The organism is Colwellia sp. M166 (genome assembly GCF_024585285.1).
Lineage (GTDB): Bacteria > Pseudomonadota > Gammaproteobacteria > Enterobacterales > Alteromonadaceae > Cognaticolwellia.
On record NZ_CP040755.1, the window covers coordinates 3,015,138 to 3,036,500 of the forward strand.

The 21,363-nt window shown below is 39.4% G+C and carries 18 protein-coding genes; 8 read left to right on the forward strand and 10 right to left on the reverse strand.

Annotated features, from left to right (window positions below; translation table 11 throughout):
• The first annotated feature begins 21 nt into the window (after positions 1-21).
• The gene (gene mutT, locus FGD67_RS13720; RefSeq protein WP_257171696.1) at positions 22-420 is read left to right on the forward strand and encodes an 8-oxo-dGTP diphosphatase MutT; all 399 of its coding nucleotides are present in this window, start codon (positions 22-24) and stop codon (positions 418-420) included.
• Between the two features lie 27 nt (positions 421-447).
• On the opposite strand, the gene yacG is transcribed toward mutT, so the two are convergent.
• The 9 genes from yacG to FGD67_RS13765 all read right to left on the reverse strand — a co-directional run bounded on the left by yacG (position 448) and on the right by FGD67_RS13765 (position 8,963).
• On the reverse strand, positions 448-684 hold the full coding sequence (gene yacG / locus FGD67_RS13725) for a DNA gyrase inhibitor YacG (protein WP_257171697.1): 237 nt from the start codon (positions 682-684) through the stop codon (positions 448-450).
• 155 nt (positions 685-839) lie between these two features.
• A complete protein-coding gene (gene zapD, locus FGD67_RS13730) occupies positions 840-1,586 on the reverse strand; it encodes a cell division protein ZapD (RefSeq protein ID WP_257171698.1) in 747 nt (248 codons plus the stop codon).
• Positions 1,587-1,680: 94 nt separating this feature from the next.
• Positions 1,681-2,292 (reverse strand): dephospho-CoA kinase, encoded by a 612-nt coding sequence (gene coaE, locus FGD67_RS13735; protein ID WP_257171699.1) that lies wholly within the window; start codon positions 2,290-2,292, stop codon positions 1,681-1,683.
• Positions 2,293-2,342: 50 nt separating this feature from the next.
• Positions 2,343-3,227, reverse strand: coding sequence for an A24 family peptidase (locus FGD67_RS13740; RefSeq protein ID WP_373567771.1), 885 nt, complete (start codon positions 3,225-3,227; stop codon positions 2,343-2,345).
• Positions 3,228-3,385: 158 nt separating this feature from the next.
• Positions 3,386-4,633, reverse strand: coding sequence for a type II secretion system F family protein (locus FGD67_RS13745; protein WP_257171700.1), 1,248 nt, complete (start codon positions 4,631-4,633; stop codon positions 3,386-3,388).
• A 186-nt stretch (positions 4,634-4,819) separates the two neighbouring features.
• Complete coding sequence (gene pilB, locus FGD67_RS13750; protein WP_257171701.1) at positions 4,820-6,526, reverse strand: type IV-A pilus assembly ATPase PilB; 1,707 nt, start codon at positions 6,524-6,526, stop codon at positions 4,820-4,822.
• Between the two features lie 125 nt (positions 6,527-6,651).
• Positions 6,652-7,119, reverse strand: coding sequence for a pilin (locus FGD67_RS13755; RefSeq protein WP_306556754.1), 468 nt, complete (start codon positions 7,117-7,119; stop codon positions 6,652-6,654).
• Positions 7,120-7,553: 434 nt separating this feature from the next.
• Entirely contained in the window at positions 7,554-8,441 is an 888-nt protein-coding gene (nadC, locus tag FGD67_RS13760; protein WP_257171702.1) for a carboxylating nicotinate-nucleotide diphosphorylase, read from the reverse strand.
• Positions 8,442-8,963, reverse strand: coding sequence for a TIGR02281 family clan AA aspartic protease (locus FGD67_RS13765; RefSeq protein WP_257171703.1), 522 nt, complete (start codon positions 8,961-8,963; stop codon positions 8,442-8,444).
• A 97-nt stretch (positions 8,964-9,060) separates the two neighbouring features.
• On the opposite strand from FGD67_RS13765, the gene ampD reads away from it, so the two are divergent.
• The 7 genes from ampD (at position 9,061) to FGD67_RS13800 (ending at position 18,267) form a co-directional block, all read left to right on the forward strand.
• Positions 9,061-9,642: a 1,6-anhydro-N-acetylmuramyl-L-alanine amidase AmpD gene (gene ampD / locus FGD67_RS13770; RefSeq protein ID WP_373567884.1), complete on the forward strand. Its 582-nt coding sequence runs from the start codon at positions 9,061-9,063 to the stop codon at positions 9,640-9,642.
• 138 nt (positions 9,643-9,780) lie between these two features.
• Positions 9,781-10,662, forward strand: a complete 882-nt coding sequence (gene ampE / locus FGD67_RS13775) for a beta-lactamase regulator AmpE (protein WP_257171705.1) — start codon at positions 9,781-9,783, stop codon at positions 10,660-10,662.
• 198 nt (positions 10,663-10,860) lie between these two features.
• Positions 10,861-11,622 (forward strand): pyruvate dehydrogenase complex transcriptional repressor PdhR, encoded by a 762-nt coding sequence (gene pdhR / locus FGD67_RS13780; RefSeq protein WP_257175123.1) that lies wholly within the window; start codon positions 10,861-10,863, stop codon positions 11,620-11,622.
• A 104-nt stretch (positions 11,623-11,726) separates the two neighbouring features.
• Positions 11,727-14,402 carry a pyruvate dehydrogenase (acetyl-transferring), homodimeric type gene (aceE, locus tag FGD67_RS13785; RefSeq protein WP_257171706.1) on the forward strand — a complete coding sequence of 892 codons (2,676 nt, stop codon included), beginning with the start codon at positions 11,727-11,729 and terminating at the stop codon, positions 14,400-14,402.
• A gap of 25 nt (positions 14,403-14,427) precedes the next feature.
• Positions 14,428-16,086, forward strand: a complete 1,659-nt coding sequence (aceF, locus tag FGD67_RS13790) for a dihydrolipoyllysine-residue acetyltransferase (protein WP_257171707.1) — start codon at positions 14,428-14,430, stop codon at positions 16,084-16,086.
• A gap of 259 nt (positions 16,087-16,345) precedes the next feature.
• The gene (gene lpdA / locus FGD67_RS13795; RefSeq protein ID WP_257171708.1) at positions 16,346-17,776 is read left to right on the forward strand and encodes a dihydrolipoyl dehydrogenase; all 1,431 of its coding nucleotides are present in this window, start codon (positions 16,346-16,348) and stop codon (positions 17,774-17,776) included.
• Positions 17,777-17,922: 146 nt separating this feature from the next.
• Complete coding sequence (locus tag FGD67_RS13800; RefSeq protein WP_257171709.1) at positions 17,923-18,267, forward strand: hypothetical protein; 345 nt, start codon at positions 17,923-17,925, stop codon at positions 18,265-18,267.
• A gap of 251 nt (positions 18,268-18,518) precedes the next feature.
• On the opposite strand, the gene FGD67_RS13805 is transcribed toward FGD67_RS13800, so the two are convergent.
• The gene (locus FGD67_RS13805) at positions 18,519-21,314 is read right to left on the reverse strand and encodes a bifunctional aconitate hydratase 2/2-methylisocitrate dehydratase (protein WP_257171710.1); all 2,796 of its coding nucleotides are present in this window, start codon (positions 21,312-21,314) and stop codon (positions 18,519-18,521) included.
• Between the last annotated feature and the right edge of the window lie 49 nt (positions 21,315-21,363).

A 21,363-nucleotide genomic window follows, 5' to 3' on the forward strand; every position in this document is an offset into this window, starting at 1 on the left:
ATTTAATTAAGGCATCGTATTATGACAACTAAAATTGTGCATGTTGCTGTTGGGGTTATCAAACAGGGCGATCAGTATTTTCTAACTAAGCGCTTAGCAGATAGTCATCAAGGGGGAAAGTGGGAATTTCCCGGTGGTAAAGTTGAAGATGATGAAACTGTGCATCAGGCGCTATTTAGAGAGCTAAAAGAAGAGGTGGCGATAGAAGTGTTAACCTGTACGCCGCTAATCGAAATAAGCCATGACTACGTTGATAAAAAGGTGTTATTAGAAGTCTTTGTTGTTGATAACTTTATCGGTGAAGCAAAAGCTTTAGAAGGGCAAGCATCTGCTTGGTATCAATTAACTGATTTCGAACACTTAAATTTCCCTGCTGCTAATCAAGCCATTATTGAAAAGCTACAACAAATATATTTGTAGCTTCAGCTTACCTGATAATAATACTTGTTATTCAGGTTCAACAAAAAATTTATTATGTTGTAAAAATTGATCTTCCAACGCGTCAAGCATTTCTTCATTTAAGTCGACAGCGCCTTGCACTGGCTGGCTAATTTTATGATTTTCATCAGCCCAATCACCGATATCAATTAACTGACAACGCTTACTACAAAATGGACGATGTTGGCTTTGCGCTTGCCAAAGCACTTCTTTTTTACAAGTGGGGCAAGATACTTTTAATGTCATATAAGATGTTACTAGCGAATAAAGTGATAATGCTATTATAAGAAATATTTCACTAAGCAGCTATTAACTTTTCGTCTGAAGCGATTAATTATATATGCTCAGTAAAAGCCGAAATACTTCTTGTTGTACCTTAGCTGATCGCTAAGCACATGCTGTTAACAACGAGCTAATAAGAAACTTGTGGCTTGTTTAACGTATTTACGCCCAGCATCATTACATGGCATCATAAAGCGAATAGAGTAGCGAAAGCGGTTACCACTAATGGTTGGGTAAAACGATAAAGTATCAGCTACTTTGATACGCAAAAGTATTAACCCTTCACCATTGTCTTGATAGAAGCCACTTTCCGTCAATATCTGTTTAAACTCTGCTCTTTGTCGAATAAATTTCATTATCAATGATAATGCTGAACTAATTTGAGCCAGTCGTGATAACCAGTAGTGACACTGCTGCTCAACTTGAGCACTGGGTTGGTGTAACCAAAATTGTAATTGTGGCAGATCAAAACTCGAACTTCCTCCCTGAATAGCGAAACGCTGCTTTAAAGCCATTAAAAATTTGTCGGCTTTAAGTTCGGTCCATTGAGGGCAAGCTACTTTTAAATTACTTGAAAGGCCGATGGTCTTTTTTAAGTTTTCTTCCAAAATGGCGTTATCAATCTCTGGGTTTTGTGACCAAATGACTAAATTTTGTTCTAATTTTTCAAGATCTTTAATTAAATCACCACGGATATCATTTCGCTCTAAGGTGTCGACTATGGCGAATAATGCGTTAAAAAATACACTGTGGCTAGTGACAATATTGTATTGCAAGCAATCAAAGGTTTGAGCAAAAAGTTGCTCAAGTTTTAAGTAGTTACGTATACGCTCATTGAGCGGATGTTCGTACAATATTGCAGTCATGACTTTCGGACTTTATCTATTAATTTAACCAATAATTACTTCATACTACCTATCGCTAGTGAGAATGGCGAATTATTTAATAAAAAACACTTATTCATAACGAGTTACTTAACATTTTTTGATATTTTTTATCTAAGTTGCCTACTTGCTGGCGAAGTGTTTTTAAACTGATATTGTGGTTACTTATGATGTCATCAGCCAAGCTAAGACGTTGTGCTCTTGGCATCTGACTGGCAATGATGCGCTTAACCTCTTCTGCTGAGCTAGGATCGCGTGCAACGGTTCGGGCAATTTGTGTTTTTTCATCAACATCAACCACTAACACCCGATTGACCAATTTATTGAGCTTATTTTCCAACAGTAATGGTGCCACTAGTATGCAATAGCGACTTTTAGCCAACGATATTTGTGTTAAAATTTCTTGTCGAATTAAAGGGTGCAATAGGTTATTTAACCAGGTTTTATCTTCAGCAACAGTGAAAATCCTGCTACGCAGTTTTGCTCTGTTAAGTTGCCCTTGATGATCAATATACTCACTGCCAAAGTAATTGCTAATGGTTAATAATGCTGTGCTACCCGGTGCAACTACTATGCGAGCAGCGATATCAGCGTCAATAATATCAATACCTAATTGGTGAAAAATATCGGTAACCGTGGTTTTACCGCTACCAATACCGCCAGTTAAGCCGACAATAAATTCAGACATAAACTAAGTTGCTCGCTTTTTATTTACATTATGATAGATAGTTAATTTGCTTAAACTAATGAACTTAAATACCAAGACCAAATATTATTACCCCATAGTAAGGTGATAAAACCCGCGATTGCTAAGTAAGGACCAAATGGAATAGCTTGTTCTCGCTGGTGGTTTTTAAAGACCATTAAACTAATACCTATCACTGCGCCGACAGCTGAGGCCATTAAAATGAGTAATGGCAGTAACTGCCAACCTATCCAAGCACCAAATAATGCCACTAATTTAAAGTCACCATGACCCATACCGTCTTTGCCAGTAACTAACTTGAATAGCCAAAAAATGCTAAATAGGCTCATATAGCCGGCAACCGCACCAATAACAGCATCATTTAATGGCACAATTGCGCCATTAATATTAACTAAAAGTCCTAACCATAATAGTGGTAAAGTGATTTGATCTGGCAATAGCATGTGGTCGTAGTCTATTAAGGTTAAACAAACCAAGCCCCAAGTTAATATCAACAAAAATAACGTGGTTAAAGTAGTACCATAATGGGCTGCGATGAGCATACTTAATAAAGCAGTGCTCAACTCTACTAACGGATAACGTAAAGATATTCTTGACTGGCATTGGCTGCATTTAGCTCGTAAAAATAACCAACTAAGTAGTGGAATATTTTCGTAGAAGCGAATTTTGTGCTGACAGTTTGGGCAGGTAGAACTTGGTGTTGATAGGGTGATCAATGCTTCATTTGTCGGTTGTGTTGGCTTAGCAAGTTCATCCGCTAAAAACTCTCGACATTCACGTTTCCATCCTTGTTCGAGCATTTTAGGTAAGCGATAAATAACCACATTTAAAAAGCTGCCTACCAGTAAAGAAAAAATAAAAACAATCGAAAAGAAAAATGTAGGAGAACTGCTCATTAGGGTAATGAAATCTGTCAAAGGTTTTGCCTTGTTTAATTGCTGTTAATAGGTTTAACGAATAGCCGTTAATTTAAAAACTATTGGTTATTAGCTGCTAGCTCCAAATGAAAATATACGATTAAGAACTGACAACTTGCTCTTTTTTACTCATAGCTTAAAGCTTTAATCTATTGTTATTAAACAACCATACCAATTTGAAATATGGGTAGATACATAGCAATGATTAAGCCACCGATGACCACGCCAAGTACGGCCATTATCATCGGCTCGAGTAAGGTGGTTAAGTTATCAACGGCATTATCGACTTCTTGCTCATAAACGGTAGCCACTTTTGCCAACATATCATCGACAGCGCCAGACTCTTCACCAATGGCGACCATTTGGATCACCATATCAGGAAAAATAGCGCAATTTCGCATCGCTAAATTCATTTGCATGCCAGAGGTGACTTCAGCACGAATATCTAAAATAGCCTCACGAAATACCGCATTGCCTGAAGCCCCCGCTGCTGATTCTAATGCATCAGGTAACGGTACGCCAGCGGCAAAAGTCGTGGATAAGGTTCTGGCATAGCGCGCGACAGCTGCTTTTTTTAAAACATCACCTATAACCGGAATTTTTAATATTTTTTTATCGACGCTATCACGAAAACTTTGGCTAGCACGGTGGGTTTTTTTAAATAAGTATATTGCTGCAAATATGCCGGCAAGACCAAAATACCAGTAGGCTTGCATAAATTCAGATATGGCCAGAACTAATAAGGTAAAGCCGGGTAGTTCTGCGCCAAAACTATCAAATATGTCTTTAAATACTGGTACGACAAATATTAAAAGTACGGCAGTAACAATAAAGGCGATCACTAAAACAGATATCGGGTAGGTCATAGCCTTTTTTATTTTAGCTTTTAACGCCTCAGCTTTTTCTTTATAGGTAGCAACACGATCATAGATGGTTTCAAGGGCGCCAGATTGCTCACCAGAATTGACTAAGTCACAATATAAGTCATCAAAATAAAGTGGGTGCTCGCGCAAGCAATCTGATAATGGCACTCCGGATTGTAGTTTGTTGCCAATATTACCTAATAGCTTTTGCATATTGCCATTGTTATGGCCACTAGCTATCATTTCAATGGTTTGAACTAAAGGGACACCGGCGCCTAGCATGGTGGCAATTTGACGGGTAAGTACAGCAATATCAACGGGCAATATTTTTTTATCGCCGCCGATACCAAATAAAGGTTTAGCTTTCTTACTGATCCTGCCTGGTGTTATGCCTTGCTTACGTAACTGTGCTTTTAGCTCTAATATGTTATTAGCATTGAGCTCACCGCCAACTTTTTTACCTTTGCGGTTTAATCCTTGCCACTTATAGATATCAAGTGCTTTTACTTTTTTCTTGTCTCTTGATGAAGAAATAGCAGCCATGCGATTAACCTAATTTTTATTGTAAGAGCTATTGTTAGTATTATCGTTAGTAATGCCCATAAGGCCATCTAATCTACATTATTTAGCTTATATCGAATGGACAAACTTGGCAATTTTTTAAAAATTAGTGATAAAGCTATTGCTTGGCGCTACTTTTATAAAATGTCAAGTTAACCTGTATTCAGGCTAATTATTAGTGACGCGATTTACTTCTTCTAAACTGGTAACACCTAAAGCGGCTTTTTCTAGGCCCGACTGGCGTAAATTGTTGTAGCCTTCACGTTGACACTGAGCGGCAATATCTAAAGAGTTAGAGCCCGTCATGATCAAATTTGCTGTTACATCACTAATTTTTATTACTTCATATATACCAACACGACCTTTATAACCTCCAGTACATAGCTCACAACCGACCGGTTTATATAACTTTATGGTACTAAGTTGTTCGGGTAAAAAGCCTTGTGTAAGTAGTTCGCTTTCGGGAATGTTTTCTTCTGTTTTGCACTGAATGCATAATCGACGTGCTAAGCGCTGGGCAATAATAACACTGACAGAGCTTGCCACATTATAGGATGGTACGCCCATATTTAATAAGCGAGTTAATGTTTCTGCTGCTGAATTAGTATGTAAAGTTGATAGCACTAAATGACCGGTTTGAGCCGCCTTAATAGCAATTTCAGCGGTTTCTAAATCACGAATTTCGCCGACCATAACAATATCGGGATCTTGACGGAGAAATGAGCGTAATGCCCCCGGAAAGGTTAAACCTGCACGGGTATTAATTTGTACTTGGTTGACACCTTCAAGGTTAATTTCCACCGGATCTTCTGCGGTGGAAATGTTGCGCTCTTCGGTATTTAAAATATTCAAGCCGGTATAAAGTGATACGGTTTTTCCCGAGCCGGTTGGGCCTGTTACTAATATCATGCCTTGCGGTTGTGCTAGTGCATCCATGTAAATTTGCTTTTGCTCTGGAGCATAACCAAGCATTTCAATGCCCAGCATGGCGCTGGAGGAGTCAAGAATACGCATCACTACCTTCTCACCCCACATAGTAGGTAGAGTACTAACACGAAAATCAATTGATTTCTTTTTTGATAACGCCAACTTTATACGACCATCTTGTGGTACGCGCCGCTCTGCAATATCCAACTTCGACATCACTTTTAGGCGTGCAGCCATACGTGATGCTAAAGATACCGGCGGTTTAGCGACTTCGGTTAATATGCCATCGATACGAAAGCGAATACGGTAAGATTTTTCATAAGGTTCAAAATGTAAATCAGAGGCGCCTTTACGAATAGCGTCGAGTAATATTTTGTTAATATAAACAACTATAGGAGCATCTTCTTTATCGCCACCGCCAATGTTATCGTCTTCTTGATGTTCATCTTGCACATCGATACCAGCTAACTCGGCAGTATCCATATCGGTGATATCAAGGGCATCGCTGTCTGCTTCTAAAATTTTCTCGATGCAAGCCATTAATGAGGTTTCATTAGCAAGGACTAATTCAGTTGAAAAACCGGTATTAAACTGAATTTCTTCTAGCGCATCATGGTTAGTTGGGTCCGACATGGCAACAAATAATACCTTGCCACGCAAGAATAAAGGTAAGGCACTGTGTTTGCGCACCAGCTTCTCATTGCGGACACCTTCAGGGACTAATGATGTGTCAAAATTACTCAGATCAATCAGAGGACAGCCAAAACTGCGGGAGAGTGTGCTAGCTATTTGTTCGGCATTAATATTTTTATCTTCGACTAGGTAACGAACAAATGGTTTTTTTTGGCGAATAAAGTCAGCACTTATAGTGTCGACCATCTCACGGGTAACAATATCATGTTTGGCGAGTGCCGATAGCAGGCTTGATTGTTGATGAAGACCTTTCATAAATATCTTTAATAAACTCAGTAAAAATCAACAGTTAGAGTGTAGCTTACAATATACAATAATAATGAAAGTTAGTTAATAAAAAAGCCCCCTTAGGAGCTTTTTTTAATTAAATTTATGAAAAATTAACAAAGACCAGCGGCAGCACATGTTCCAGCTGTATTATCCCAGGTAATACTTTCATCATCGACAACAGTACCCGTTAAAACGAAAGTAACATCGGCTGAAGCATCGTTAGTAAATGTTGATGTTACTGTTACTGTTGGTGCTGCTGCAGTACCACCAATAACGACATATTTAACGCTAGGAGCAGCGGCCCAGCCATTAGTGTTAGCGGCAGTTCCTGTTTGCCCATCTTCTACTTGATGACAGGCTTTTGCATCAGTCGTTTGAACGCAGAGTTCAATTGCAGTTTTAGCAGGGGTTGCAGCTAATACAACCTCAGAAAATCTCGCTCTATCTGAATATGTTTGATAAGCCGGTAAAGCGACTGCGGCTAAAATACCGATAATTGCCACAACGATCATTAATTCAATTAAGGTAAAACCTTGAGCTTTTTTCTTCATATTTAAGTTTTGTAATGTCTTTTTCATAATCAATTATTCCATACATTATTACGGGGGCTAAAATGATACTGCGACAAAAATAACCAAATGTAAAACATTGTGGCGAATTTTTTTTCAGGTATGTAACAGAATGTTAGATTTTGTTACTGGTATTTTAGTTAGGTGTGTGAGTGATAGTAAGTTGTTACTTACCTTTTTCATCATTTAAAATGTAGGTTGACTAAGTGCGGTGTAAATTTGATTTATGTTTGATATGAAGTGAAATGAAATACACACGAATAAGTTAATCATTGATGTAGGCGAAAGCAATTTTGACCTACATCAAATAACTGATTAATAATTTTAGACTGCTGAGCTTTTATAGTTGCTGTGCACACAGTTAAAGCGTATTTATTGCTGCGCTGCCTAGTAGTAAGCACGGAATAATTTGTTGCTGAAGTAACCTCGAAAGATCAGCTGGCTCAAACAAAGCGCATGGAAAGATCTACGGCTTGTACATGTTTGGTTAGCGCCCCAACTGAAATAAAGTCAACCCCCGATTTTGCATAATCTTTTAATGTTGCTAGGGTCATATTGCCTGAAACCTCTAGTTTACTTTGACCTGCAGATATTTCTGCCGTTAGTTTCACGGCTTGCTCGATCATTTGCGGACTAAAGTTATCGAGCATAATAATATCAGCGCCGGCGTTGAGGGCTTGAGTTAACTCTGCGATAGTCTCCACTTCAACTTCAACAGTTTTGTCACTATGATTGATACGTGCTGTTGCGATGGCTTTTTTAATACCGCCACAAGCGGCAATATGGTTTTCTTTAATTAAGAAAGCATCAAATAAACCAATTCTGTGGTTTACGCCACCGCCACAAGTTACGGCATATTTTTGGCCACTGCGTAAACCAGGTAAGGTTTTTCTGGTATCTAATAGCTTTGTGGTTGTACCTGCAAGGTGTTTTACATAATCACTGGTGATAGTGGCTGTACCAGAAAGACTTTGTAAAAAGTTTAATGCGGTGCGCTCACCGGTTAGTAAAATACGGGCATTGCCAGATAATTCAAAGAGTGTCGTATTGGCGCTAACATGTTGACCATCGTTAACAAACCAAGTGATTTTTGTGCTGGAGTTATAGATATTATCAAGTTGTTTAAAAACTTCATTGACCCAAGCTACGCCACAAATGACACATTCATCACGACTAATAATATTAGCTACTGCTTGATTTTCCAATGGAATAAGTTCGGCTGTAATGTCGCTGCTGGTGCTAAGTTCATCATAGGTGTTTACGCCTAGGTCTTCACATAAAGCCCATGTAACGGTTTTGGTTATGTCGTGTAATAATGAGTCTGGTAACATCTAAAGCTGCTCTCGTAAAATAAGTTGTTTTCCGGTTTGGCTAAATTCTACTCTTTTTAGGGCACTCATGCCCAACAGAATTTCGTCTGCAGCCATACTCGGGTTGATATGTGCGGCAACATTATACAGGTAGATATTGCCAATGCGTAATTCATTTAACTGGGTTTGATAAACAGTGATAGTGCCATTGGCGGTTTGCACTCGATATTTGTCGCCAGCTTGCAATGATAAGGTTTCAGCTATATGGGCTGGAATAGATACTTGAGTGGCACCGGTATCAAGTAAAAAAGTAACCGCAGTACCATTAATAGCACCGTTGGTAACATAATGCCCTTGTCGATTTTGTTGTAAGGTGACTTGTGCTTTGCCATTGCTTTGTAATGACAACTTAGGGTCTTGGTTTGGATTGTACTGCTCATCGAGTAAGTCTTGAAAAACAAAGACTAATAAAGCAATGCCGATAAACCAAGCGACCCAAATAAAATATTTACCAAAGCTTGTTGTCGTGTCATGTTCAGTCATAAGTAGTGATATCGATCTTAAGTTGATAGCTTGTCCTATTGTCTACTTTACTATTTAATAGCGTTAGGATAAACACGATGGTGATTATTGTATGACCATGCTGAAAAATAACCGAGCAAATAGCACTGAGTGGGCCATTGAAAACGGTTGGTTAACGGATGTTGAAATTCAGCCGTCTAGCCACTTTGAGCCGAGAGATAAAAACGAAAGTATTAGTTTACTGGTTGTGCATAATATTTCATTACCACCGGGGCAGTTTGGTGGCAATTATATAAGTGATTTTTTTCTTGGTCATTTAAAGCCAACAGCAGATCCCTATTTTGAAAGCATATATAAAATGCGGGTATCGGCGCATTGCTTGATCAAGCGTAATGGCGATATTGTGCAATATGTCTCATTTAATGATAAAGCTTGGCATGCCGGCGTTTCTCGTTATCAAGATAGAGATAAATGTAATGACTTCTCGATTGGTATTGAGCTGGAAGGAACGGATGATATTCCATATACTAAAGAACAATATCAGCAGCTTAGCCAGTTGAGTAGGGCGCTAATTGCTGCTTACCCAGCATTACAAAATAATATTGTTGGCCATTGTGATATTGCTCCGGGGCGCAAAACGGATCCCGGTATATCTTTTGATTGGCAATGTTATCGAGCGCTGCTGGCAGAAAACGGTTAATTGCTAAGAATAAGGCAGAGAAAGCGGTCAGCTTTTAGTTTTGAGCTATTAGTAAAACAAAAAACACTTGTGGCGAAGGCGTGAGGTTAACTGAACGCTCAAAACCATGAATTATATTTAACATTAGGATAACTAAAAATGAGCTTAATTAGTTTGTTAATTGCACTGATTGCTGAACGCTATTTATCATCGAGTGCTTGGCAATTTAATACTTTTTATCAACGCTATGTCGCAGTGCTTAAGCAAACTAAGTTTTTTGCTGATTATCGACACTCTGCTGCTTTAAGTTACCTGGTTATTTTTATTCCGGTGCTAGGTTGTTATTTTTTATTAGCGCAAATAGATAATGCTTTACTGCATCTAATTGTTTCAACATTGATATTAATTGTCTGCTTTGGCTGTATGAAAACTCGCGATGCTTATAAATGCTATTTACAATCGGCATTTAAAGGTGAAATGACCAGCTGTGACCTTCAACGCTTACAGTTACAACAAGATAAAAATATTGAAGAGATGGGGTTTGGCCAAACATTGGTTTGGCTAAATTACCGTTATTTTATTGCTGTTATGCTATTTTTCGTGCTTTTTGGCGCAGCGGGGGCATTATTTTATCGCTTATTAACCACAATAAATGAATGTGCTAACGAGCAAGATGTTGTTGCGCAAGATGAAGCGCATGAAAATATTAAAGCAAATAATGAACAAAGTTATGATACTAGCCAAGCAAGTCAGCAATTGCTGTTTTGGATTGATTGGTTACCGGTAAGGTTGGTTGCTTTTGGCTACATGTTTGTCGGTCATTTTTCGAAAGCAATGCCCGTTTGGCTAGAAAACTTATTCGAATTCGAAAAGCCTCCTAGTCGAGTGTTGATTGATGTTGCTCAAATGTCTGAGGATTACATGATTGATGCCGATGACTGTAGTTCAGAGCCTTGTCTGTTGGTTAAGCTTGCTAAACGAACCTTATTACTGTTTCTAGCGATACTGTCGGTGTTGATACTTACGGGTGTATTAGCCTAGCTATCGACGGCCACTTTAATTCGCTTAAATTTTTGCTCGTTTTTTACTCACTGGTTTACAAGTTGGTATTCATTTGATACATTATGAGTCGAAAAAATCAATGGTCAGACCAATTTACCAAGTGGTTTTTTAGTTGGATTAATCTATTTAGTTGCAATGAATTTGAATAATAAAGGGTTTTAGATGTCAATTCCGAGTATTAAAAAACCGGTAAAGCAAGCAAAGTTATCAGACATTATTCTGGCTCAGCTTGAGACGATGATTCTAGAAGGTAGTTTAAAACCCGGACAAAAGTTACCCGCTGAACGTGAACTGGCGAAACAATTTGATGTTTCTCGCCCTTCATTACGTGAAGCCATTCAGAAGCTGGAAGCGAAGGGGTTAATTACTCGTCGTCAAGGTGGTGGTACTTTTGTTAATGATAAAATTCTAGGTGGTTTGTCCGATCCTTTATTTGCTTTAATGGCCAATAGTAAAGAGTCGCAGTTTGACTTATTAGAATTTCGTCACGGTATTGAAGGCATGTCGGCCTATTATGCGGCGATGCGCGGTACTAAAGCTGATTTCGATGAAATTCAGCGCAAGCATGACAATATTGGCAGTGCGCAGTTAGAAGATAATTATCGTCTTGAAGCACAGGCCGTTTTTGAGTTTTATTTAGCGATATGCGCCGCCAGTCATAATGTGGTTATTTTGCATTTAGCTCATAGCATGGCGCCATTGTTGATTGACAATATAGAGAAAAATTTAACTATTTTGGCTAAGCGACCTGATGTGTTTAGTCAAATATCTGATTATCGTACACGTTTAATGAGTGCGATTGTTAGTGGTAAACCCCAAATTGCTTGGGGAGCAAGCCATCGACATTTAGCTTTTATTGAAGAAGTATTATTAAAGATGACACAAGAAAATAGTCGTATGGAACGCTCTATACGCAGAATGAAAAAAACAGAATTTTAACGCTTTTTTGAACAATGACTTTGCGATAAGGATATTTGCTTAAAAGCAGCTATCTTTAAACAAATAAATTTACTTAACATATAACAATTGGAGACTAAGTAATTATGTCTGAGCTCCCAAATCTAGATATTGATTCAATGGAAACCCAAGAATGGTTGGAATCAATGGAGTCTGTGTTAGAAAATGAAGGGCCAGAACGCGCTCATTTTCTACTTGAAAAGTTAATCGACAGAGCACGTCGTAGCGGAACACATTTACCGTTTGATGCTAAAACAGCCTATGTTAATACTATCCCACCAGGGTTAGAACCACATATGCCAGCAGACCAAACGATAGAATCACGCATTCGTGCCGCTATTCGTTGGAATGCCTTGGTGCTGGTATTACGTGCCTCGAAAAAAGATTTAGAGCTTGGTGGCCACATTGGTAGCTTTGCCTCTTCTTCGACGTTATATGATGTTGGTTTTAACCATTTCTTTAAAGCATCATCAGAAAAAGATGGCGGTGATTTCATTTTCGCTCAAGGTCATATCTCTCCAGGTATTTATGCTCGTGCATTTATGGAAGGTCGATTAACCGAAGAGCAAATGGATAATTTCCGTCAAGAGTGTGATGGCAAAGGTCTGTCTTCATACCCTCATCCACATTTAATGCCAGACTTTTGGCAGTTCCCAACAGTTTCAATGGGCTTAGGTCCACTGCAAGCTATTTACACTGCACGTTTTCTTAAGTATTTAACTGATCGCGGCATTAAAGATTGTTCTGGTCAACGGGTTTATTGTTTCCTAGGTGATGGTGAAACTGATGAGCCCGAATCATTAGGTGCTATCGGCTTAGCAACACGTGAAGGCTTAGATAACTTAACGTTCGTGATCAACTGTAACCTACAGCGTTTAGATGGCCCTGTTCGTGGTAACGGTAAAATCATTCAAGAACTTGAAGGTACTTTCCGTGGCGCAGGCTGGGAAGTGGTTAAAGTTATTTGGGGTTCATACTGGGATTCACTGATTGCCCGTGATACCTCAGGTAAATTATTACAGTTGATGAACGAAACAGTTGATGGTGAATACCAAAACTGTAAAGCGAAAGGCGGTAAGTACACTCGGGAGAATTTCTTCAACAAATATCCTGAAACTGCGGCACTTGTTGCCAATATGTCAGACGAAGATATTTGGCGTTTAAATCGTGGCGGTCATGATCCCGTTAAAGTTTATGCCGCTTATGAAAAAGCGATGAACACTAAAGGTCGTCCAACGGTAATTTTAGCTAAAACGGTTAAAGGTTTTGGTTTAGGTGCTTCAGGCGAAGCATTGAATATTGCTCATAACGTTAAGAAAATGGACGTTGATGCGATTAAACATTATCGTGACCGTTTCAATATTCCGGTTAGCGATGACCAAATTGCTGATCTACCTTTTTACAAATTCCCTGAAGATAGTGAAGAATTCAAGTACATGAAAGCGCGTCGTGAAGCATTAGGTGGTTCATTACCTGCACGTCGTCAGCAAGCTGAAGAAACACTTGATATTCCAGCATTAAAAATCTTTGAACCTATTTTAAAAGGTTCTGGAGATCGCGAAGTTTCATCAACAATGACTTTCGTGCGTGTACTTAATAGCTTATTAAAAGACAAAAAAATTGGTAAGCGTATTGTGCCAATTATTCCTGACGAAGCGCGTACTTTTGGTATGGAAGGCTTGTTCCGTCAAGTGGGTATTTATGCTAGCGAAGGACAAAAATACGTTCCTCAAGATGCTGACCAAGTAGCTTACTACCGTGAAGATAAGAAAGGCCAAGTATTACAAGAAGGTATTAACGAATTAGGTGCTATGGCGTCTTGGGTTGCCTCAGGTACTTCTTATTCAACGTGTAATGCAACGACCATTCCATTCTACATTTACTACTCAATGTTTGGTTTCCAACGAGTTGGTGATTTAGCATGGGCGGCAGGTGATAGCCAAGCACGTGGTTTCTTACTAGGCGCAACGGCCGGTAGAACAACGCTAAATGGTGAAGGTTTACAACATCAAGATGGCCATTCACACGTACAAGCCGGTTTAATTCCTAATTGTGTCACTTATGACCCAACTTATGGTTATGAAATCGCGGTTATCGTTCGTGAAGGTTTACGTCGTATGTATGAAGAAAATGAAAATGTTTTCTTCTACTTAACGTTAATGAATGAAAACTATCAACACCCGGCAATACCTGATAATAAAACGGTTGAAGAAGAAATTATCAAAGGTATTTACCAACTTGAACGTGTTGAAGCTAAAAAAGCTAAAGCCAATGTGCAATTAATGGGCTCAGGTACTATTTTACAAAAAGTACGTCAAGCAGCGCAAATTTTGTCAGCTGATTATGGCGTATCAAGTGATGTGTACTCAGTAACTTCATTTAATGAACTAGCACGTGACGGACAAGAAGTTGCCCGTTGGAACATGTTGCACCCTGAAAGCAAGCAAAAAACGGCTTATATTTCTAACGTTATTACTGCTGATAAAGGTCCTGCCATTGCAGCAACTGACTATGTTAAAAATTATTCTGACCAAATTCGCGGTTATATCAATACCGAATATCGTGTTTTAGGTACTGATGGTTTTGGTCGTAGTGACAGTCGCGCTAACTTACGTCAGCATTTTGAAGTTGATCAAAACTACATCGTTGTTGCGGCACTTTATGAGTTGGCAAACCGTGGTGATATTAAGCATTCAGTCGTGAGCGAAGCTATCACACGCTTTAATATTAACGCTGAAAAGCTTAATCCGCTTTACGCGTAATTAAGACGAGATAAGGAATTAAGAAATGTCTGATATTGAAAAAATTCTCGTCCCAGATGTCGGTGGCGATGAAGTAGAAGTTATTGAAATATGTTTTGCTGTTGGCGATAACCTTGAAGCTGACGAAGGTATTGTCACCGTTGAGACTGATAAAGCATCTATGGATATTCCTGCGCCATTTGCCGGTGAATTAGTTGCTTTAACCGTTAAGCTTGGCGATAAAATCAAAGAAGGCGATGTCATAGCAGAAATGAAGCGAGCCTCCGATGATTCTGAAGCTGAAGCAAGTGAAACAGCAACTGAAAGCGAAGCTGATACTGAAGTTCAATCAGAGGTTGCGCCAGAAGCTGAAACTTCTGCTGAACCAGCTGATGTAAGCACTGAAAGTAGTGAAGTTATTGATGTCGTGGTACCTGATATAGGTGAAGATGGCGAGGTTGATGTTATTGATGTACTGGTTGCTGTTGGCGATGTTATCGAAGCTGAAGATGGTTTAATCACCTTAGAAACTGATAAAGCCACCATGGATGTGCCGTCATCACATGCAGGTACAGTAAAAGAAGTGCTCATCAGTACCGGTGATAAAGTTAAGCAAGGCTCACTTGTGATCAAGCTTGAAACTACTTCGGGTGCGCCGGCGGTAGCTGAAGCGCCGGTTGCTGCTCCTGAAAAAGCGGAAGTAGCTGTCCAAGCACCGACAGCGAAAAAAGCAGCACCTGTGCCACATCACCCACAAGTGGGTTTAACGAATGCAGGTTCAATTTATACTTCGCCTTCAATTCGTCGATTAGCGCGTGAATTTGGTGTTGATTTAACGGCAGTGAAAGGTTCTGGTCGCAAAGGACGTATTCTTAAAGAAGATGTACAATCATATGTTAAGTATGAATTGTCGCGTCCGAAAGCCAATGCCGGTAGTTCGGTAGCTGCAGGCGAAGGTGGCTTACAGGTAGTGAGCGCTAAGCAGATTGATTTTGCTAAATTTGGTGAAATTGAAACCAAAGCCTTAACGCGTATTCAGAAAATATCTGGACCATTTTTACACCGTAACTGGGTAACGATTCCGCATGTTACTCAATTTGACGAAGCTGATATTACTAATGTTGAAGCATTCCGCAAAGAGCAAAATGTCATTTGTGAAAAGAAAAAACTTGGCTTTAAAATTACACCTTTAGTGTTTATTTTAAAGGCAGCTGCTGATGCTTTGCGTGAGTTTCCAACTTTTAACTCAAGCCTGAGTGAAGACGGTGAAAGTTTAATCTTGAAAAAGTACATTCACATCGGTGTTGCGGTTGATACTCCAAATGGTTTGGTTGTACCGGTAGTACGTGATGTTGATCAAAAAGGCATTCATCAGTTATCACGTGAGTTACTTGAAATTAGCATCAAAGCACGTGATGGCAAGCTTAAGGCTGCTGATATGCAAGGTGGGTGCTTTACCATTTCAAGTTTAGGCGGTATTGGTGGCACGGCATTTACGCCGATTGTCAATGCACCAGAAGTGGCTATTTTAGGGGTTTCAAAATCTGAAATGAAACCCAAGTGGAACGGTAAAGACTTTGAACCTAAGCTTATGTTGCCATTATCAATGTCATACGACCATCGGGTAATTGACGGTGCGTTGGCAGCACGCTTTACTGTGCATCTATCAAATGTGATGAGTGATATTAGAACACTCATATTATAGTTCACTAACATTTGATATATATCAGCGTTATGTTGCAATAAGTTGGCAAAGTGAAAACCAGTGATTGATTTTCATTTTTGCCCACTTTTCATCAATAATTGCTGATTAAAAGATAGCGATCCTTGTGCGCTTTAAGTAAAATTGCGACAAGAAAAATACCAAAAGTGCTGAAAGTATTAATTGTTAATAGCTTTAATAAACGTTTGGCAAATATAGGCTGGCATAACCAGCAATAAATACATCAATTTTTGAGGTTAGCATGAGTAACGATATTAAAACTCAAGTAGTAGTTTTAGGTGCGGGTCCTGGTGGCTATTCAGCAGCATTTCGCGCAGCAGATTTAGGTTTAGACGTAGTGTTAGTTGAAAGCCGTGAGACGCTTGGTGGCGTTTGTTTGAATGTGGGTTGTATCCCTTCAAAAGCACTTTTACACGTAGCTAAAGTTATTGATGACGCGGCAGCAATGGCGTCTCATGGTGTTACTTTTGGTACTCCTAAAATTGATTTAGACAAAATTCGTGACTGGAAAGAAAGCGTTGTTGGTCAATTAACTGGTGGTTTAGGCGGTATGGCTAAAGCACGTAAAGTTAAAACGGTATTTGGTTACGGTAAATTCACTTCTGATAAAACTGTCGAAGTTGAAGGCGCTGATGGTAAAACAACCATTACTTTTGATAATGCGATTATTGCAGCAGGTTCTTCAGTAGTTGATTTACCTTTCATCCCAACTGAAGACCCACGTGTTATTGATTCAACCGGTGCTTTAGAGCTTCAAGACATCCCTGAAGAAATGTTGGTACTTGGTGGCGGTATTATCGGCCTAGAAATGGGGACGGTATATAAAGCACTAGGTTCAAACGTTTCTGTCGTGGAATTTGCTGATCAATTAGTGCCAGCTGCTGATAAAGACATTGTTAAAGTTTACACTAACTTCAACAAGAAAAAATTCAACATCATGTTATCAACCAAAGTTGTTGCAGTTGAAGCAAAAGACGATGGTTTGTATGTAACATTTGAAGGTAAAAATGCACCAGCTGAGCAAGTACGCTATGACAAGATTTTAGTTGCAGTTGGTCGTAAGCCAAATGGTCACTTAGTTGCGGCTGATAAAGCCGGTGTTAATGTTGACGAACGTGGTTTTATCAATGTAACTAACGAGCTTCGCACGAACGTAAACCATATTTTTGCTATCGGTGACGTTGTTGGTCAACCTATGCTTGCTCACAAAGCCGTACATGAAGCACATTGTGCTGCTGAAGTTATTGCTGGTAAGAAGCACGTATTTGACCCTCGTTGTATTCCTTCAATTGCTTATACTGATCCAGAAATGGCTTGGGTTGGTGTTACTGAGCGTGAAGCGAAAGAGCAAGGTTTAAACATTGAAGTAGCTAACTTCCCTTGGGCAGCTTCTGGTCGTGCAATTGCCTCTGCACGTACTGAAGGTAAAACTAAGATGATCTTCGAAAAAGAAACTGGCCGTGTCCTTGGTGGTGCTATTGTTGGTATCAATGCTGGCGAAATGCTAGGTGAAGTTTGTTTAGCCGTTGAAATGGGTGCTGATGCAGAAGATCTTGCATTAACTATTCATGCTCATCCAACACTAAATGAATCAATCGGCTTAGCAGCAGAAATCTTTGAAGGTTCAATCACTGATTTACCTAATGCAAAAGCAGTTAAAAAGAAAAAGTAATTTCTTGGGTCTTAAGGTTTCAGTAAGTTAATTAGAAAGCCAGCCGAGATGCTGGCTTTTTTGTGTTCTTAATTTGCAGTAGCTATCAATTTTTTGCACGACTATACTGATACTACAGACGTTTTATTTGGCTATAGGATATTTTAATGATGAAAATTACCGCTTTTTTAATAATATTATTATCAATTAGTGCTTGTTCAAGTCTTGCCACTACAGCCAATGGTGCGTCAGAATGGGATTTTGATCATCAAGTGCAGTTTAAACAAACAGATTTAATAGATGGTAAGTATCACCTACAAGTGATCACAAAACAAAATACAGAGTTTAGTAAATTAGCAACATTTTTAATGCGTCAGTCACTGCGTATTTGCAAAAGTTACGGTTTTAAAATTGAAGTGTTAGCAGGGGTAGAGCGCTTTGATGATAAATTGTCATTTCCTAATATGATTCTGCCTTCATTATCAGCGAATATTGAGTGTCCTAATCCATAATGTATTGAATGTCTTTCTGCGGTTAGTAATAAGTAACAAGACAGCAGTATGGGCGGCATTGAGCCGCTAAATTAACCTTACTGCTAGCTAATATCAATTTAGCGAAGACATAAAAAAAGGTGACTTATATTAAGTCACCTTTTTTGGTATTTAACCTTAAATGTTCTCTCAACTCTTGATTTAAGCATTAAGTCGAACATCGAGTTTAGCTAACGTTAACGAGCCATGTTAGCTAAACAAATAGACCAAGCTTATACCATTTTAATCGGTACGTACTTAGTGCTCATCTCTTCTGTAGGAGGAGCGAAGCGAGTTAAGTCAATACCTTCAACAGCAGCTTTATATTCTTCTAATGATGGGAAACGGCCAAGTACAGCTGAAAGCACAACTAGAGGTGTTGAACCTAGTAATGATTCACCTTTTTTCTCAGCAGTATCGGCAACAACACGACCTTGGAATAAACGCGTTGATGTTGCGATAACCGTATCGCCAGGTTCAGCTTTTTCTTGGTTACCCATACATAAGTTACAACCTGGGCGTTCTAAATACATAATGTTTTCATATTTAGTACGTGCTTCGCCTTTCGGGTTAGCATCATCAAATTCAAAGCCTGAGTATTTTTTAAGAATATCCCAGTCACCTTCAGCTTTTAACTCATCAACTATGTTGTAAGTTGGTGGCGCAACAACTAATGGCGCTTTAAATGATACGCTGCCGTTTTGCTGTTCAATGTTACGTAACATTTGAGCGATGATTTGCATGTCGCCTTTATGTACCATACAAGAGCCAACGAATGCTAAGTCTACTGGCTTGTCGTTGTAGTATGACACTGGACGAATAACATCATGTGTATAACGTTTTGAGGCATCGTCGTTGTTTACATCAGGATCAGCAATCATTGGTTGGTCGATAACATCTAAGTCGATAACAACTTCTGCATAGTATTTAGCTGCGTCGTCCGGTGCTAGTGCTGGACTAGTGCCTGATTTAACTTCTTCAATACGCTTGTTAGCTAATGCGATTAAACCGGTAAGCGTTTTAGCTTCGTTTTCCATACCCTTGTCGATCATGATTTGGATACGGCTCTTAGCAAGCTCGATTGACTTAATTAAGGTTTCATCATTAGAGATACAGATTGAAGCTTTTGCCTTCATTTCTGCAGACCAATCAGTGAAAGTAAATGCTTGGTCAGCCATTAATGTACCAATATGCACTTCAATGATACGACCTTGGAAGACGTTTTCGCCGCCAAATTGCTTAAGCATTTGTGCTTGTGTTGCATGCACAACATCACGGAAATCCATGTGAGCTTGCATTTTGCCTTTAAAGGTAACTTTAACCGACTCTGGAATTGGCATCGCTGCCTCACCTGTCGCCAGTGCAATGGCAACAGTACCTGAGTCGGCGCCAAATGCGACACCTTTAGACATACGCGTATGCGAGTCACCACCAATGATGATAGCGCGGTCATCGACAGTAATATCATTTAATACTTTATGAATTACGTCAGTCATCGCGTGGTAAACACCTTTAGGGTCACGCGCTGTGATTAGGCCAAACTTGTTCATGAAACTCATGAGCTTAGGAATGTTAGCTTTAGCTTTGCTATCCCAAACTGATGCAGTGTGACAACCAGATTGATATGCACCGTCAACTAAAGGAGAGATAGTTGATGCTGCCATCGCTTCTAGCTCTTGGCAAGTCATCGGGCCGGTAGTGTCTTGTGAGCCAACAATGTTCACTTTAACGCGCACATCTGAACCGGCATGAAGATCGGTTTCAGAAAGAACACCAACAGCATTTCTGTTGAATATTTTTTCAACGGCTGTCAGGCCTTGACCTGCATGTGAAATTTCTTTCGAAGCAGCATAAACAAGTTTAGTGGCTACGCCTAAAGCTTCAGAGGCAAAGGTTTGTAGTTTCTTACCAAATACAACAGCGTAAGAGCCGCCAGCTTTCATGAATTCTACTTTTTGCGGGGTAAAGGCTGAAGAGATGTCAGCTAGTTCTTTATCACCGTTTAATAGTTTCTTCGCTTTAGTATCAATCGTTAACACAGTACCAGTGGCAACTGAGTAAGCTTCTTCTAAAACAGCATCGCCATTTTCGTCAACAACGTTATTACCATTGGCATCTACTTTCTTAACCCAGTTTTTAAGATCAAGACCAATACCACCAGTGACATCAACAGTCGTTAAGAAGATTGGAGAAATACCGTTAGTACCTGCAACTACAGGTGCAATGTTAATAAATGGTACATATGGACTTGCTTGTTTACCGGCCCAAAGTGCCACGTTGTTAACACCAGACATACGAGAAGAACCAACGCCCATCGTGCCTTTTTCCGCAATAAGCATAACTTTTGCTTTCGGGTGCTTAGCTTGTAATGCTTGTATTTCTTTTTGTGCTTCTGGCGTGATCATACACTGGCCGTGTAACTCACGGTCAGCACGAGAATGTGCTTGGTGACCTGGAGAAAGTAAATCAGTTGAGATATCGCCTTCACCAGCAATATAAGTTACAACTTCAATTTTTTCTTCAATGTCAGGTAGTTTTGTGAAAAATTCAGCTGCGGCATAACTTTCTAAAAGCTCTTTAGCAACGGCATTGCCTGCTTTAAACGCGTCTTCAAGACGAGCTGTATCAGCATCGTATAAGAATACTTGAGTTTTTAATACGTTAGAAGCTGGTGTCGATAATGCTGAATCGTCACTTAATGCTAGGTCAAGTAGTGCTTCGATAGATGGGCCACCTTTCATGTGCGACAGCAATTCAAAGGCAAATTCAGGTGTTATCTCTGCTACAACTTCTTCACCTAAAATGATTTTTTTCAAAAAGGCGGCTTTTTCACCGGCGGCACTGGTAGTACCTGGTAAGGTGTTATAGATAAAGAAGTTCAAAGAATCTTCGCGGTGTGCGTGTCCTTGATCTTTAATTTGCTCAATGATTTCCGCTAATAACTCAGCACTATCGATAGGCTTAGGTGCTAAACCTAGCTCATTTTTACGATTTTCAATTTCTGCTATATATTCTAAATACAGGCTCATTTGATATTCTCTCTCTAGCTATAAGATGCTAATAACATGATCATTAGCT